Origin of the sequence: Parasphingorhabdus sp. (genome assembly GCF_039968395.1) — a bacterium.
Classification (GTDB): domain Bacteria; phylum Pseudomonadota; class Alphaproteobacteria; order Sphingomonadales; family Sphingomonadaceae; genus Parasphingorhabdus.
The window spans coordinates 407,469-421,484 of the sequence record NZ_JBDVPV010000002.1; the positions used below are offsets into that span (position 1 = coordinate 407,469).

Sequence of the window (14,016 nt, forward strand, 5' to 3'; positions counted from 1 at the left end):
TCGCGAACAGGCACCTATCCATGTCTGACGCCGAACCCGAATTTGTCACCAGCAATCCTGATCCGGATCATCCGGGCTGGAATGACTGGGTCATTCGCGATCCCGATAGCTATAATGGTTTTCTGGGCAAGATGATTGTCCGGCGTGGCGGCGATGACGTGGGCGATGATATTGCCAGGGTGCGGATGTTTCCCGAACGGCGACATCGCAATCTCGGTGATGTCGTGCACGGCGGTACGATGATGGGCTTTATTGATTGTGCGCTTTTTGCCGCGATGCGTGTGCTCGATTTGGGACCGTCGGGTCCTGCGGTGACCATGGAATTGCAAACGCACTTCATTGGCGCAGCGAATATGGACGAGCATCTTGAAGCGCAGGTCGAGATTGCGCGCGCGACAAGGCGTTTTTTATTTATGCGCGGGCTGGTCGTGCAGGAAGAGGGCAGCAATGTCGCCTCATTTACCGCGATCGTGAAAAAGGGACAGGCGTCCAAATGAGCAGCTTCTATCAGCGCTATCAGGCGCTGATTGCGCAAGGTGAACTCAAGCCTGACGAAGACCAGGATAGCTGCGCAAAACGGCTGGCGCAGCTGCAGGAGGAATTGGAAGCCGTGCCTCCAAAGGGCAGCATATTATGGCGTGCATTCCAGAAAAAGCCGGAATCACCGCGCGGGATCTACATGTGGGGCGGGGTCGGACGCGGCAAGTCGATGCTGATGGACCTGTTCTACGAAAGCCTTGAAATCAATCGTAAAAAACGGGCGCATTTTCACGAGTTCATGCTGGATGTTCATGCGCGTCTGAACATCGAACGCAAAAAGGAACTGGGCGATCCGGTCCTTCCTGTGGCGGCGGCGCTCGCGGGCGAGGCGAGGCTGTTCGCCTTTGATGAAATGGTGGTCAATAACTCGGCCGATGCGATGATCATGTCGCGATTGTTCACAGGTCTGGTTGAGGCTGGAGTGACTTTAATAGCCACGTCAAACCGGCCCCCTGTGGATCTGTACAAAGATGGCCTGAACCGCGAGCATTTTTTACCCTTTATTGATTTGCTGCAGAACCGCCTGGATGTCATATCCCTGAACGGCCCGACCGACTATCGGCGCGAACGTCTCGGGGGTGTCGATCTGTGGCATGTGCCCAATGGCGAGGGCGCAACCAAAGCGTTAAGCGAGGCGTTTTTTCGGTTGACCGATTACCCGCCGGAGGACCGCGCGCACGTGCCATCCGAAGAGCTGGCGGTGCAGGGCGGCCGCACCATGCATGTCCCCAAATCGCTGAAGGGCGTGGCCGTCTTTTCGTTTAAACGGCTGTGCGCAGAAGCACGCGGCGCGCCCGACTATCTGTCGATCGCGCGCCATTATCACAGCGTTATCATTGTTGGTATTCCGGTCCTTACAAAGGAAAACCGCAATGAGGCTGCGCGGTTTGTGACGCTGATTGATGCGCTGTATGAATATAAGGTCAAGCTGCTGGCGAGCGCGGATGCCCAGCCGGATGTTCTATATCCCGAAGGGGACGGCAGTTTTGAATTTGAACGTACGGCATCACGTTTGATCGAGATGCAATCCGATGAATATCTGGCATTGGGGCACGGCGAAACTGCGCTTTGACTAAAGCAGGTTCAGACTATCCAGATCCAGTGCCATTTGCGCAGGACGTTCTGCCATGACCGCGAACATTTCATCCCCGCGCTCCGTCTGTTCGACATAGATGGACGCGTTTATGGCCATGATCAGCCCGGCAAAGGCATAATGACGATAATCCTGCCACAACGCATCAAAATCGAGAGACCTTCCGTGGCTGGCCAGCTCATCCACATAATAGTGCAGCAGGTTTTTCTCTTCGCGGGCGCGTTCGGCAGGGTCTGCAAAACTGGTACCGATGAGATAGGCAATATCGCCTGCGCCGGTTCCGATCTGTACGGTTTGCCAGTCGACAAGGCAGGCCAGCGCGCCATCCTGATCAAACAGGATATTGTCCAGCCGCATGTCGGCGTGGGCGATGCATTCAAATGCTGGTTGATAATCCATATAGGCCGGGATTCTGGCCATGAGTTCAGATCCCATGTCCATGATGGCAGGTCCAAGGCGGTGTTCAAACCGCGGCCGGAACTGTTCGAACAGAGAGGGTAGAGCGCCGCGTAGCAAATTGCCATTCCCCTCTCCATGACCCAGCCAACTGATGTTTTGTAGCGCAGTTTCGGGTTGAAAGGCATGTAGCTTTGCCGCCTGCTTGATTGCAGCGCGGACCTGGGTCAGGCTGCCTCCGGCGAGCTGATCGCCCTGGATAGCCGGTGCCATGTCGCTTAACAGCAGCACGAAATCCGTCTTGTTTTCGGCAATGGCGGCATGGAAGGGCGTGGGGCAATGCACTCCGCTGCTGGTCGCAAGGTCCCGATACCAGCCCACTTCCATGTCATAGAGGTGGAACATGGCTGCCGCTGCCCGGCTCTTGGCATCGGCGCTTGGACATTTGGCAATAAACGTCGCCGGTCCTTCCTGATTTTTCCAGTCACAAGTGAAGCGATAGCTGTCGCAGACCTGCCCGGTTCCGACCGGCTCGTGGGTCAGATACTGCAGCGATCCGGAAGGTGCCTTGAACACCTGTTCGACAAAACCCTTTTCGAACTCTTCCGGGCGGACGGGAAATTGTATGCTCATGACGCGGGGTCCATGATGCCGCTCAAGCCACTGGTTTCGTGCGGCCCGATAAAGAGCTGCTCGACGACTCCGAGCCCGTGATGCTCCTGACCGTCGACCGTGAGCACTGCATCGCTGAGCGCCTGAATGTGGATGGTCGTCATATCTATCGCGGGTTCCGGATCGAGAGTGATCACATCATGAGCCACTTCCAGATCACCATGATCCATGCCGTGATTCCATTCCGGGTGGAGATAACCAAGGCCGGACATGTAGAAGGTCCGCTTTGCATCACCTGTGCGCGGGGTTATCAACAGCGAACCGCTGCCGGTTTCCATGCGAACCTGTTTGATGCGGCGTGAGCCATTATGATAGCTCAGATCAATGGCCTTGGGATCAAATTCCAGCGTGCTGGCATCAATTGCATCAACCACACCTCGCCGGTTCCAGGGTTCCCCGTCACCATCATCATTGCTGTGAAAAAAGCAGCAATGACTGTCGAAATTGAGCGGTGTCCAAAGCCACCAGAATTGCGGGAACGGGCCAGCTGGCGGTGGTTGTGATTCGGGTGCGCCGATCGGCCTTATGCCCCAGCTTCGATCGCGTGTTCCACGGCAGCCCGCCACATCGATTTCCTGCCCGTCCAGCTTTATCATCCCGGACCAGTTTCCGTTCTGCGTCAACCGGGTATAATCCATCATCAGGCGCGGTCCTTCGCGGCGGATGAACCGGGGCTCTTCGATCGGATTATGGCGCGTGGTTAGCGTGATATCCGCGGTGACCGGACCATCATTATCGCCAATCACAATCCGGATTTGTTGCAACGGTTCGACAATTTCGATTGTAATCGGCCCGACTTGCAGATCCAGCCGCTCGCTGGACATGCGTTTGGACGCCCGCAGATTATGCTGCTTGCCATCCACTGAAACACAAAAGGCGGCGTCCATAATATCCAGTTGCGGATAAACGCCCAGCGCAGCGGCGAAGAAGATACCGCCGTCGGCGCTGTAGCCATTGAAGAAATAGCGGTCGTAGAAATTTCGGTTGCCGCCGGATACCGCCATCGGTTCGGGGGTCTGGTGCAACGGATATTCGTCGCCCGCGGTCAGCATCTCACATCCGGCATTTCAAAATCCTCTCGTGTTTTCACGTTTGAGGCATCATGCCCTTATGAAAAGCCAATGCAAAGCAAAAGATTGGACAGACTGGACACAGTTTCGGGGTCTTGGGAAATCACATTATCGCTATTGCAAACTATTAGCAAAGATAGGCTGTAAAATGGTGCTTTCTGCGGTTGAATTTGCCTGTGGATAAGCCTAATCCGGCAAGGAAAGTTTTAGCGACTCTATATTCAGGAGAATTTCCCACATGGCCCGTAACAAAATTGCGCTGATCGGCGCAGGCATGATTGGCGGCACGCTCGCCCACCTCGCAGCTTCCAAGGAAATGGGCGACGTCGTCCTGTTTGATATTGCCGAGGGCATGCCAGCAGGCAAAGCGCTTGATCTGTCGCAGGCTGCACCAGTGGACGGATTTGACAGCAATCTGAAAGGCACGAATGATTATGCCGATATCGCCGGTTCTGATGTTATCATCGTAACCGCGGGTGTTGCGCGCAAGCCTGGCATGAGCCGGGATGATCTGATTGGTATCAATCTGAAAGTGATGAAGGCCGTGGGCGAAGGCATTGCGGCCAACGCACCGGATGCATTTGTCATCTGCATCACCAATCCGCTCGACGCGATGGTCTGGGCATTGCGTGAATTTTCCGGCCTGCCGCACAACAAGGTGGTTGGCATGGCAGGCGTGCTGGACAGCGCACGCTTCCGTCACTTCCTTGCTGATGAATTTGAAGTGTCGGTCGAAGACGTCACCGCATTCGTTCTGGGCGGACACGGCGATACGATGGTTCCGGTCCCGGCTTACTCGACGGTGGCCGGCATCCCGATCCCTGATCTCATCAAAATGGGCTGGACCACGCAGGACAAGATTGACGCGATTGTTGACCGCACCCGTAAAGGTGGCGGCGAGATTGTCGGCCTGCTCGGCAATGGTTCGGCTTATTATGCCCCTGCGACCAGCGCGATCATGATGGCTGAAAGCTATCTCAAGGACAAACGCCGCGTGCTTCCCGCAGCGGCCCATCTGACCGGCCAATATGGCGTGGATGATCTCTACGTCGGCGTGCCGGTGATCATCGGCAAAAACGGTGTCGAGAAAATTATCGAGATTGAACTGAGCGAAGAAGCCCAGGGCAATTTCAACGTGTCGGTTGATGCGGTGAAGGAATTGCTGGTGGCGTGTAAGGGGTTGGATTCGAGCCTGGCGTGAGCCTCTCGCTCCTCCTCCTTGCTCAGGCCGCAACAAGTCCGGCCGTTGCACCCTATCCTGCTGCTGCCGTGCTCGAGGCCTTTGGCGAGGCTTGCCGGAATGTGCAGGATCTGAAGCAGGTGGAAGCAGATTTGGTGGAGCAGGACTGGACAGCAGAAACTCCGGCGGATGACAGTCCGCTGGGCAAGCTGCTCGCAGTGGGCCGTGCAGGAGCCGCCGAGATTCTGGATGACCCCGATGACAGGATTTCAGACACGGTGGTGTTCACGAAAACCATCGAAGGCGAACGGCTAGACATCATATTGTCGAGTGTGCAATCCAGCGGACGATTTGTGAATGGTTGCCGGATGTATGACGTCAACGAAGCCCGGAAAATCGAAACGTCCGATGCGCAAACATGGATCGGCCGGGAGCCGGACAGAAGCGTGGGCCGGGAAGAAATCTTTATGACCAACTGGACACCCGGCTATGCAGAAGGTCATGACAGTTTTGAAATTTTCTATGTACCAGAAGGAAGTCCGATTATTGCGCTGACCCAGTTTCACGGGCTCGCATTGAAAGCAGATTTTGTTGGAGAAACGGAACAATGAGTATCTTAATCGACAAGAACACCAAGGTGATCACCCAGGGCATGACCGGCAATACCGGGACGTTCCACACCGAACAGGCGCTGGCTTATGGCACGCAAATGGTTGCGGGTGTAACACCGGGTAAGGGCGGCACGACCCATATCGGTTTGCCGAATTTTGATACCGTTGCGGAAGCCAAAGACGCAACGGGTGCAACGGCTTCTGTCGTGTATGTGCCGCCGCCATTTGCAGCGGACTCAATCCTTGAAGCGATTGACGCAGAGATCGAGCTGATCGTCGCGATTACCGAAGGTGTTCCCGTGCTCGACATGGTTCGTGTGAAGCGCGCGCTACAAGGTAGCAAGTCGCGCCTGATCGGCCCCAACTGTCCCGGCGTTTTGACCCCTGACGAATGCAAGATCGGCATCATGCCTGGCAGCATTTTCCAGAAAGGCTCTGTCGGTGTTGTCTCGCGTTCGGGTACGCTGACCTATGAAGCAGTGCATCAGACCACAGCGGTTGGCCTCGGCCAGACGACAGCGGTTGGCATTGGCGGAGATCCGGTCAACGGCACCAACTTTATCGACGTGCTCGAGCTGTTCCTTGCCGATGACGAGACCAAGTCAATCATCATGATCGGTGAAATTGGCGGTAGCGCAGAAGAAGAAGCCGCGCAGTTTATTGCCGACGAAGCCAAAAAAGGCCGTAGCAAGCCGATGGTTGGATTCATCGCAGGTCTGACAGCGCCTCCAGGACGCCGCATGGGCCACGCGGGCGCCATTGTGTCTGGCGGACAAGGCGGCGCAGAAGACAAGATTGCGGCCATGGAAGCAGCGGGCATTCGCGTTTCACCAAGCCCGTCCGAACTCGGCACGACACTGGATGCGGTGCTTAAAGAAACGGTCTGAGACACCCCTTACTCCCTCCCCAAGGAATCGATCATGGGTTTAGAAGGTCAAGAATTTCTAGAGTCTGAAAAAGAGCCGGGCCCAAGCTGGAAGAAAAAGCATTGGCCGATTGATGACGCAGATGAACTGAACAGCGCGCTCGATCCCACGCAAATGGGCGTCGAGATCAAGGCGGCCGCAGCCAAATCGGGCAAATCCATGTCGGATGCCGAGGTGGCTCTGGCGGCAGAGAAATCGATCCGCGCCATGATGCTGATCCGCACCTACCGCGTGCGCGGTCATCTCGGTGCCAATCTCGATCCGCTCGGTCTGTCCAAGCTCGAAGAACCTGCTGACCTGACTCCGGAATTTCACGGTTTCAAGGCCGATGAAATGGATATGCCGGTCTATCTGGGCGGTGTCCTGGGGTTTCAACATGCCACGGTTCGCGAGATTGAGGCAGTGTTGCGCGCCAATTATTGCGGGTCGGTCGGTCTGGAATATATGCATATTGCCGATACCGAAGAACGCCGTTTTCTGCAGGACCGGATGGAAGGCAAGGACGCCGCAATCCAGTTCACACCCGAAGGCAAGAAGGCGATCCTCAACAAGGTGATTGAGGGTGAAGAATATGAAGCGTTTCTCGGCCGCAAATATGTCGGCACAAAACGTTTCGGTCTCGACGGCGGGGAATCAATGCTGCCGGCGCTGGAAAATGTCATCAAATATGGCGGCCAGTCCGGCGTGCGGGATATTGTTTATGGCATGGCCCATCGCGGCCGTCTGAACATTCTCGCGAATGTGATGGCCAAGCCTTACAAGGTTATTTTCCACGAATTTCACGGTGGCTCGGCCAGCCCCGAAGATGTTGGCGGTTCGGGTGATGTGAAATATCATCTCGGAACATCCAGCGACCGGGAATTTGACGGGATCAATGTTCACATGTCGCTCGTCCCCAATCCCTCTCATCTTGAGGCGGTTGATCCGGTGGTACTTGGCAAAGTGCGCGCGCAGCAGGTCGCGCGGGATGACCTTGAAAATCATGATCAGGTGTTGCCCGTGCTGATCCACGGCGATGCAGCCTTTGCAGGGCAGGGTATCGTTTGGGAATGCCTCGGATTCTCGGGTATCCGCGGTTACAATACCGGCGGCTGTATCCATTTCGTCATCAACAACCAGATTGGCTTTACGACCAGTCCGCAATTTGCGCGCAGCTCGCCTTATCCGTCGGATGTGGCCAAGGGCGTGCAAGCTCCGATTTTCCATGTGAACGGAGATGATCCGGAAGCCGTGACGTTCGCCTGCAAGATCGCGATCGAGTTCCGCCAGCGCTTTGGCCGGGATATCGTGATCGACATGTGGTGCTATCGCCGCTTTGGCCACAATGAAGGCGACGAACCCGGCTTTACCCAGCCGCTCATGTATGCGGCGATCAAAAAGCATCCCAAGGTCAGCGCGATTTACAGCGAACGACTGGTTGCAGAAGGCGTGATTGACGAAGAGTGGGCGACCAGTACGCGCAAAAGTTTTGCCGGTCATCTCGAAACAGAATTCAAGGCAGCGGCAGATTACAAGGCGGACAAGGCCGACTGGTTTGGCGGACGCTGGCAGGGATTGCATATTCCGGCTGATCCGGAAACCGCGCGGCGCAATGTCGATACCGCCATCGATAAAAAGCTGTTCGACAGTCTGGGCCGGACGCTGACCACGGTGCCGGAGGGCCATACGATCCACAAAACGCTGGGCCGGGTTCTGGATGCCAAGAAAAAGATGTTCGAAAGCGGCGCAAATTTCGACTGGGCGACCGGCGAGGCGCTGGCTTATGGATCACTGGCTTCGGAAGGTTATAATGTACGCCTGTCCGGACAGGACAGCGGCCGCGGAACATTTTCGCAGCGCCATGCCGTCTGGGTCGATCAGAAAACGGAAGAAAAATATATTCCGCTCAGCACAGTACCGCATGGCCGGTTTGAGGTTCTCGACAGTCCGCTCTCGGAATATGGCGTGCTGGGTTTTGAATATGGTTATGCCGGAGCCGACCCGAAAACACTGGTCTTGTGGGAAGCCCAATTTGGCGATTTCGCCAATGGCGCGCAGATCATGATTGATCAGTTCATCGCATCCGGAGAGGCGAAGTGGCTGCGTGCCAATGGCCTCGTGATGCTGCTGCCACATGGTTATGAAGGGCAAGGTCCGGAGCATAGTTCCGCGCGGCTCGAACGCTTCCTGCAGCTATGTGCGCAGGATAATATCCAGGTGGCCAATATCACGACACCGGCCAATTATTTCCATGTGCTGCGCCGCCAGATGTTGCGCAGTTTCCGCAAGCCCTTGGTGATCATGACACCCAAGTCGCTGCTCCGCCACAAGATGGCGGTCTCCGGCGCAGAGGAATTTCAGGGTGACCACCACTTCATGCGGATCAAGTCCGACACCAGTCCGCCCGCAGACAAGGATGTGAAACGTCTGGTGCTTTGTTCCGGCAAGGTGGCCTATGATCTGATTGAAGCGCGTGATGCAGCGAAAGACAAGAACACGTCGATCGTGCGGATCGAGCAGCTTTATCCCTTCCCTTCCGAGCCTTTGGTTGTCCGGCTGAAACGGATGAAAAATCTCGAGTCCGTTGTCTGGGCACAGGAAGAACCGCGCAACAATGGCAGCTGGCATTTTGTCCGGCCCTATCTCGAAGATTGCATGGAACAGGCCGGGAAGGGGTCCATTGCACTGAATTATGCAGGCCGGGTGGCCTGTGCATCCCCGGCGACCGGACTGGCATCGCGCCACAAGGAACAGCAAGCACAATTGGTTGCCGACGCGTTGGGGCACAAAGCCGGAAAATGATTTTGGGTGGTTTAAGCCGCCAGAGAAAGTGAGCATGAGATTATGGCAACAGATGTAAAAGTCCCGGTACTGGGTGAATCGATCACCGAAGCAACGGTCGGCGAATGGCTGAAACAGCCCGGCGACGCGGTGGATGCTGATGAACCGATTGCGAGTCTGGAAACTGACAAGGTTGCGCTGGAAGTTCCGGCACCGGAAGCAGGTGTTCTGGGGGAATTGAAAGTTCAGGTGGGCGACACTGTCGAAGTTGGTGCAGTGATCACAACGATCGAAGCGGGTAGCGGTGCGGCTGCGAAGGCCGCACCGGCAGCGGCTGCAGAATCGGCTCCAGCTCCTGCATCGACGGATGATTCCGCTTCTTCCATCACGCTGTCTCCGGCAGTGCGCCGCCTCGTGCTGGAACATGGTGTGGACCCCAGCAAGATTAGTGGAACCGGCAAGGATGGCCGTCTGACCAAGGATGATGTCGAGAAATATGTGAAATCCGGTGCTGCGGCCCCGCTGGCGGAAAAAGGTACCGCGACGGGTGCGGAAGTTCCGGCTGCCGCTCCGGCGGCTGGCGGGACGCGCGGCGAAGAACGCGTGCGGATGACCCGCCTGCGTCAAACCGTCGCCAAGCGCCTGAAGGAAGCGCAGGACACGGCGGCGTTGCTCACGACATTTAACGATGTCGACATGACGGCGGTGATGGAAACACGCAGCAAATATAAAGAGCTGTTCGCGAAAAAACACGGCGTGAAGCTTGGCTTCATGGGCTTCTTTGCCAAGGCTGCCTGTCTGGCGCTGAAGGACGTGCCTTCGGTCAATGCGCAGATAGATGGCGATGAAATTGTCTATCATGATTATGTCGATATCTCGGTCGCTGTTAGCGCGCCCAATGGTCTGGTGGTTCCCGTGATCCGCAACGCCGAAGCGATGAGCTTTGCCGATGTGGAAAATACGATTGGCGATTTTGGCAAGCGCGCCAAAGACGGCACACTGACCATGGCGGACATGAAGGGCGGGACCTTCACCATTTCCAACGGCGGTGTGTTCGGATCGCTGATGTCGACGCCGATTATCAACCCGCCGCAGTCAGCTGTGCTGGGGCTGCACCGGATTGAACAACGTCCGGTCGTGATGCCAGACGGTTCGATCGAAGCACGTCCGATGATGTATCTCGCGCTCAGCTACGATCATCGCCTGATCGACGGCCGCGAAGCGGTAACCTTCCTCGTGCGGATCAAGGAAGCAATCGAAGATCCGACACGACTGCTGATTGATTTGTGATTCAAGCGCGCCGCTGACACGGGTTCAGGGTGACGATGCCAAAGGTGTAATATGACCGATAAATTTGACTATGATCTTCTCGTAATCGGCTCCGGCCCCGGTGGCTATGTCGCCGCTATTCGTGCGGCACAGCTGGGCCTGAAAACCGCTTGTGTGGAAAGCCGCGAGACGCTGGGCGGGACCTGCCTAAATGTCGGCTGCATACCATCCAAGGCGATGCTGCATGCGTCCGAAGTCTATCACGAGGCGGCATCCGGAGCGCTCGAGAAATTCGGAGTGAAACTGAGCGGTACCAAGCTGGATTTGAAGCAGATGCATGCGGAGAAATCCAAGGCGGTCGAAGAACTGACCGGCGGGATTGCGTTTCTGTTCAAGAAAAACAAGGTCGACTGGATCAAAGGGCACGGATCCTTCGAAAGTGCGAACACGGTGAAGGTGGGCGACAAGACTGTCACTGCCAAAAACATTATGATCGCCACGGGATCATCGGTCACGCCGCTGCCCGGGGTCGACATCGACAACAGCAAGCATGTCATCGTCGACAGTACGGGCGCGCTCGAATTGCCGAAAGTACCCGGGCACATGGTTGTGATCGGCGGCGGCGTTATCGGGCTGGAATTGGGCTCTGTCTGGTTGCGGCTCGGAGCCAAGGTTACGGTTGTCGAATATCTCGACAAGATTCTGCCCGGCATGGATGGCGATATTCGCAAGGACAGCGCGCGCATTTTCAAGAAGCAGGGCTTTGATATCAAGACCTCCACCAAGGTCACCGGGGCCACGGTCAAAGGCAAGAAAGCCACATTGACGATTGAACCCGCCAAGGGCGGTGATGCGGAAACCATTGACGCGGATGTTGTTCTCGTCGCCATTGGCCGCAAGCCCAATACCGAGGGTCTGGCGCTCGACAAGGCTGGTCTTGTCACCAACGATCGCGGCCAGATTGAAGTTGGCCATGATTTCCAGACATCCGTTCCCGGCGTGTACGCGATTGGCGATGTGACGCCCGGACCGATGCTGGCCCACAAGGCGGAAGATGAAGGCATTGCAGCAGCGGAGTTTATCGCTGGTCAGCAGGGCATTGTGAACCACGACCTGATTCCGGGCGTCGTCTACACCCATCCCGAAATTGCCAGTATCGGTATAACGGAAGAAGAGGTGAAAGAGAGCGGCGTCGCTTATAAAGTCGGAAAATTTCCTTTCGCCGGCAACAGTCGGGCCAAGACCAATCGCGATACCGATGGTTATGTGAAGGTGATTGCCGACGCTGAAACCGACCGCGTATTGGGCGCGCATATTATTTCCTCGCTCGCCGGCACGATGATTGCCCAGGTGACCCAGGCCATGGAGTTCGGAACGACCAGCGAAGACATTGCCTATACGTGCCACGCTCACCCGACCCATTCGGAAGCGGTGAAGGAAGCGGCGATGGCAGTGCAGGGCAAGCCGATCCATATTTGACAAGTTGGGATTGCCGGATGCTGCTATGACCGTCGATCTGTCCATTGAGCCGGTGCTCGGCGCCCTGAACTACATCGCCATTGCTTTTTTTGCGGCAACCGGCGCTCTGGCAGCGGCGCGAAAAAATCAGACGATCGTGACGTTTGTTTTTCTAGGCCTGGTAGTTGGAATGGGCGGGGGAACGGTGCGAGACATCATGATCGACGCACCGTTATTCTGGATACATTCCAATGCGCTGCCGATCATTGCTATTCTCGCTTCGATACTGGTGTGGTTTGTGCCCGCGAATTGGTGGCGGGAAAACATGATTGACTGGTTTGATGCGGTGGGCCTGGCGGCCTATTCGGTCTACGGAGCTGCCAAGGCACTGGAATTTGGCGTCAATCCGGCGCCCGCAGTTCTGATTGGCTGTATCGCTGCCGTGGCGGGCGGCATTTTGCGCGATATCATTGTCGGGGAAACCGCGCTCGTCATGGGAGAGAATATCTATATTTCCGCCGCATTTCTTGCATCTGCCTCGTTCGTCATCCTGACCATTGCCGGTGTACCGCTGTCGCTGGCCGGTCTGATCGGGGCGATCGTCGGGTTGGGACTTCGCGGCGCAGCCATCCATTTCAATCTCCGTTTACCGCCCTATAAAGGAAGCTGATTAGCAACGAAAACAATACAGAAAAATGGGGATATGTGATGATGCAGCCGACGGAAGAAGCTACAGCCACAGGGATTGCAGCGCAAATCCGCGCCGGTCAAATGACTGTCCGGGATGCGACCGAAGCCGCTATCGCGCGCATTGAAGCGCTGAATGCACCGATAAACGCTGTAGTCGTGCGCGATTTTGAGAACGCCCGGGCAAGAGCAAGCCAACTCGATGACGCGGGACCAGGTGCAGACCAACCCCTGTTTGGGGTGCCGATGACGGTAAAGGAAAGCTTTAATCTGGCCGGTACAGCCTCCACCTGGGGACTGGAACATGCACGCAACAATATCGCGCAGTCCGATGCCGTGGTTGTGCAGCGGCTGAAACGCGCCGGTGCCGTGATCATCGGCAAGACCAACGTCCCGCCGGATCTCGCCGACTGGCAATCGAACAATCCGGTTTATGGCCGCACCAATAATCCGCATGATCTAGCCTGCTCTCCCGGGGGATCATCCGGTGGCGGCGCGGCAGCGGTCGCGGCCGGCATTGTGCCGTGCGAATTTGGCAGCGATATAGGCGGATCGATTCGCGTGCCAGCTCATTATTGCGGCATCTGGGGGCACAAGCCGACATTCGATATTATCACTCTGGAAGGGCATGTTTATCCCGGCACGGATGTTCCGCGCGCTGCCTTGTCGGTGTGCGGCCCATTGGCGCGTTCCGCAGACGATCTTGCAACTCTGTTGGACGTGACTCTCAATCGTCCGTTGCCGCGCCGTGAAGTTTCACTGAAAGGCGCAAGTTTCTTGCTCATTGACGAGCAGCCGATGATTGGATGTGCTTCTGCCTATCGCGCGGAGCTCGATCGCGTCGCCGGATTGATCGAAGATGGCGGCGGACGGGTGGATCGGCGCAGCGAACTGGTTCCTGACCTTGCCGTCCAGCACGAGGCCTATCTCAAGATGCTCAATATCGCGATGGCGGGAGGCTTGCCCGCTCCGGATGGCACGCAGGCCACGGTACGCGACTGGTTTGATCTGCTGGATTTTCAAACGCGAAACCAATGGCAATGGCGGACGCTGTTCGAGGACTATGATTTTGTCCTGGCGCCGGTCAGCGCGACACCGGCTTTTCCGCATAGCGAGCAACAGATATTCCAGGGTGATATCGCCATTGACGGTGTTGATCAGCCTGCGGCACCTCAACTTGCGTGGGCCGGAATGGTTACTTTCCCCGGCCTGCCATCGACGGTCTTGCCGATTGGAACGGTTGATGGCCTCCCGGTTGGCATGCAGGTCATTGGAGATCGCTATCAGGATTATCAAACAATCGATGGCGCGCGGCAGATCGGGGCGTTATTGGGCGGCTGAGCTCACTGAGAAA

General features: G+C 56.5%; 12 protein-coding genes. 10 read left to right on the plus strand and 2 right to left on the minus strand.

Annotated features, from left to right (window positions below; all coding sequences use genetic code 11):
* The first annotated feature begins 20 nt into the window (after window positions 1–20).
* Together ABJI30_RS06130 and zapE are read left to right on the plus strand one after the other, a co-directional pair.
* Window positions 21–497: a PaaI family thioesterase gene (locus ABJI30_RS06130; protein ID WP_348016299.1), complete on the plus strand. Its 477-nt coding sequence runs from the start codon at window positions 21–23 to the stop codon at window positions 495–497.
* On the plus strand, window positions 494–1,612 hold the full coding sequence (gene zapE / locus ABJI30_RS06135; protein ID WP_348016300.1) for a cell division protein ZapE: 1,119 nt from the start codon (window positions 494–496) through the stop codon (window positions 1,610–1,612). The genes ABJI30_RS06130 and zapE overlap by 4 nt, the downstream gene beginning before the upstream one ends.
* Here the strand turns inward: zapE and ABJI30_RS06140 are convergent, their stop codons facing one another.
* Complete coding sequence (locus tag ABJI30_RS06140) at window positions 1,613–2,662, minus strand: aminoglycoside phosphotransferase family protein (protein ID WP_348016301.1); 1,050 nt, start codon at window positions 2,660–2,662, stop codon at window positions 1,613–1,615.
* Entirely contained in the window at window positions 2,659–3,753 is a 1,095-nt protein-coding gene (locus tag ABJI30_RS06145; protein ID WP_348016302.1) for a hypothetical protein, read from the minus strand. Before ABJI30_RS06145 ends, ABJI30_RS06140 begins: the two co-directional genes overlap by 4 nt.
* Before the next feature lie 256 nt (window positions 3,754–4,009).
* Between ABJI30_RS06145 and mdh the strand changes: the two genes are divergently transcribed.
* From mdh to ABJI30_RS06185, 8 genes are read left to right on the plus strand one after another with little or no spacing between them, the layout of a single operon-like run.
* On the plus strand, window positions 4,010–4,972 hold the full coding sequence (gene mdh, locus ABJI30_RS06150) for a malate dehydrogenase (protein WP_348016303.1): 963 nt from the start codon (window positions 4,010–4,012) through the stop codon (window positions 4,970–4,972).
* Window positions 4,969–5,562 (plus strand): hypothetical protein, encoded by a 594-nt coding sequence (locus ABJI30_RS06155; protein ID WP_348016304.1) that lies wholly within the window; start codon window positions 4,969–4,971, stop codon window positions 5,560–5,562. The genes mdh and ABJI30_RS06155 overlap by 4 nt, the downstream gene beginning before the upstream one ends.
* Window positions 5,559–6,449 (plus strand): succinate--CoA ligase subunit alpha, encoded by an 891-nt coding sequence (gene sucD / locus ABJI30_RS06160; protein WP_348016305.1) that lies wholly within the window; start codon window positions 5,559–5,561, stop codon window positions 6,447–6,449. The genes ABJI30_RS06155 and sucD overlap by 4 nt, the downstream gene beginning before the upstream one ends.
* Before the next feature lie 33 nt (window positions 6,450–6,482).
* A complete protein-coding gene (locus ABJI30_RS06165; protein ID WP_348016306.1) occupies window positions 6,483–9,269 on the plus strand; it encodes a 2-oxoglutarate dehydrogenase E1 component in 2,787 nt (928 codons plus the stop codon).
* A 42-nt stretch (window positions 9,270–9,311) separates the two neighbouring features.
* A complete protein-coding gene (gene odhB, locus ABJI30_RS06170) occupies window positions 9,312–10,538 on the plus strand; it encodes a 2-oxoglutarate dehydrogenase complex dihydrolipoyllysine-residue succinyltransferase (RefSeq protein ID WP_348016307.1) in 1,227 nt (408 codons plus the stop codon).
* Window positions 10,539–10,589: 51 nt separating this feature from the next.
* Window positions 10,590–11,996 (plus strand): dihydrolipoyl dehydrogenase, encoded by a 1,407-nt coding sequence (lpdA, locus tag ABJI30_RS06175; RefSeq protein ID WP_348016308.1) that lies wholly within the window; start codon window positions 10,590–10,592, stop codon window positions 11,994–11,996.
* A 25-nt stretch (window positions 11,997–12,021) separates the two neighbouring features.
* A complete protein-coding gene (locus tag ABJI30_RS06180) occupies window positions 12,022–12,645 on the plus strand; it encodes a TRIC cation channel family protein (RefSeq protein WP_348016309.1) in 624 nt (207 codons plus the stop codon).
* Window positions 12,646–12,683: 38 nt separating this feature from the next.
* On the plus strand, window positions 12,684–14,003 hold the full coding sequence (locus tag ABJI30_RS06185) for an amidase family protein (RefSeq protein ID WP_348016310.1): 1,320 nt from the start codon (window positions 12,684–12,686) through the stop codon (window positions 14,001–14,003).
* The last annotated feature ends 13 nt before the right edge of the window (window positions 14,004–14,016 follow it).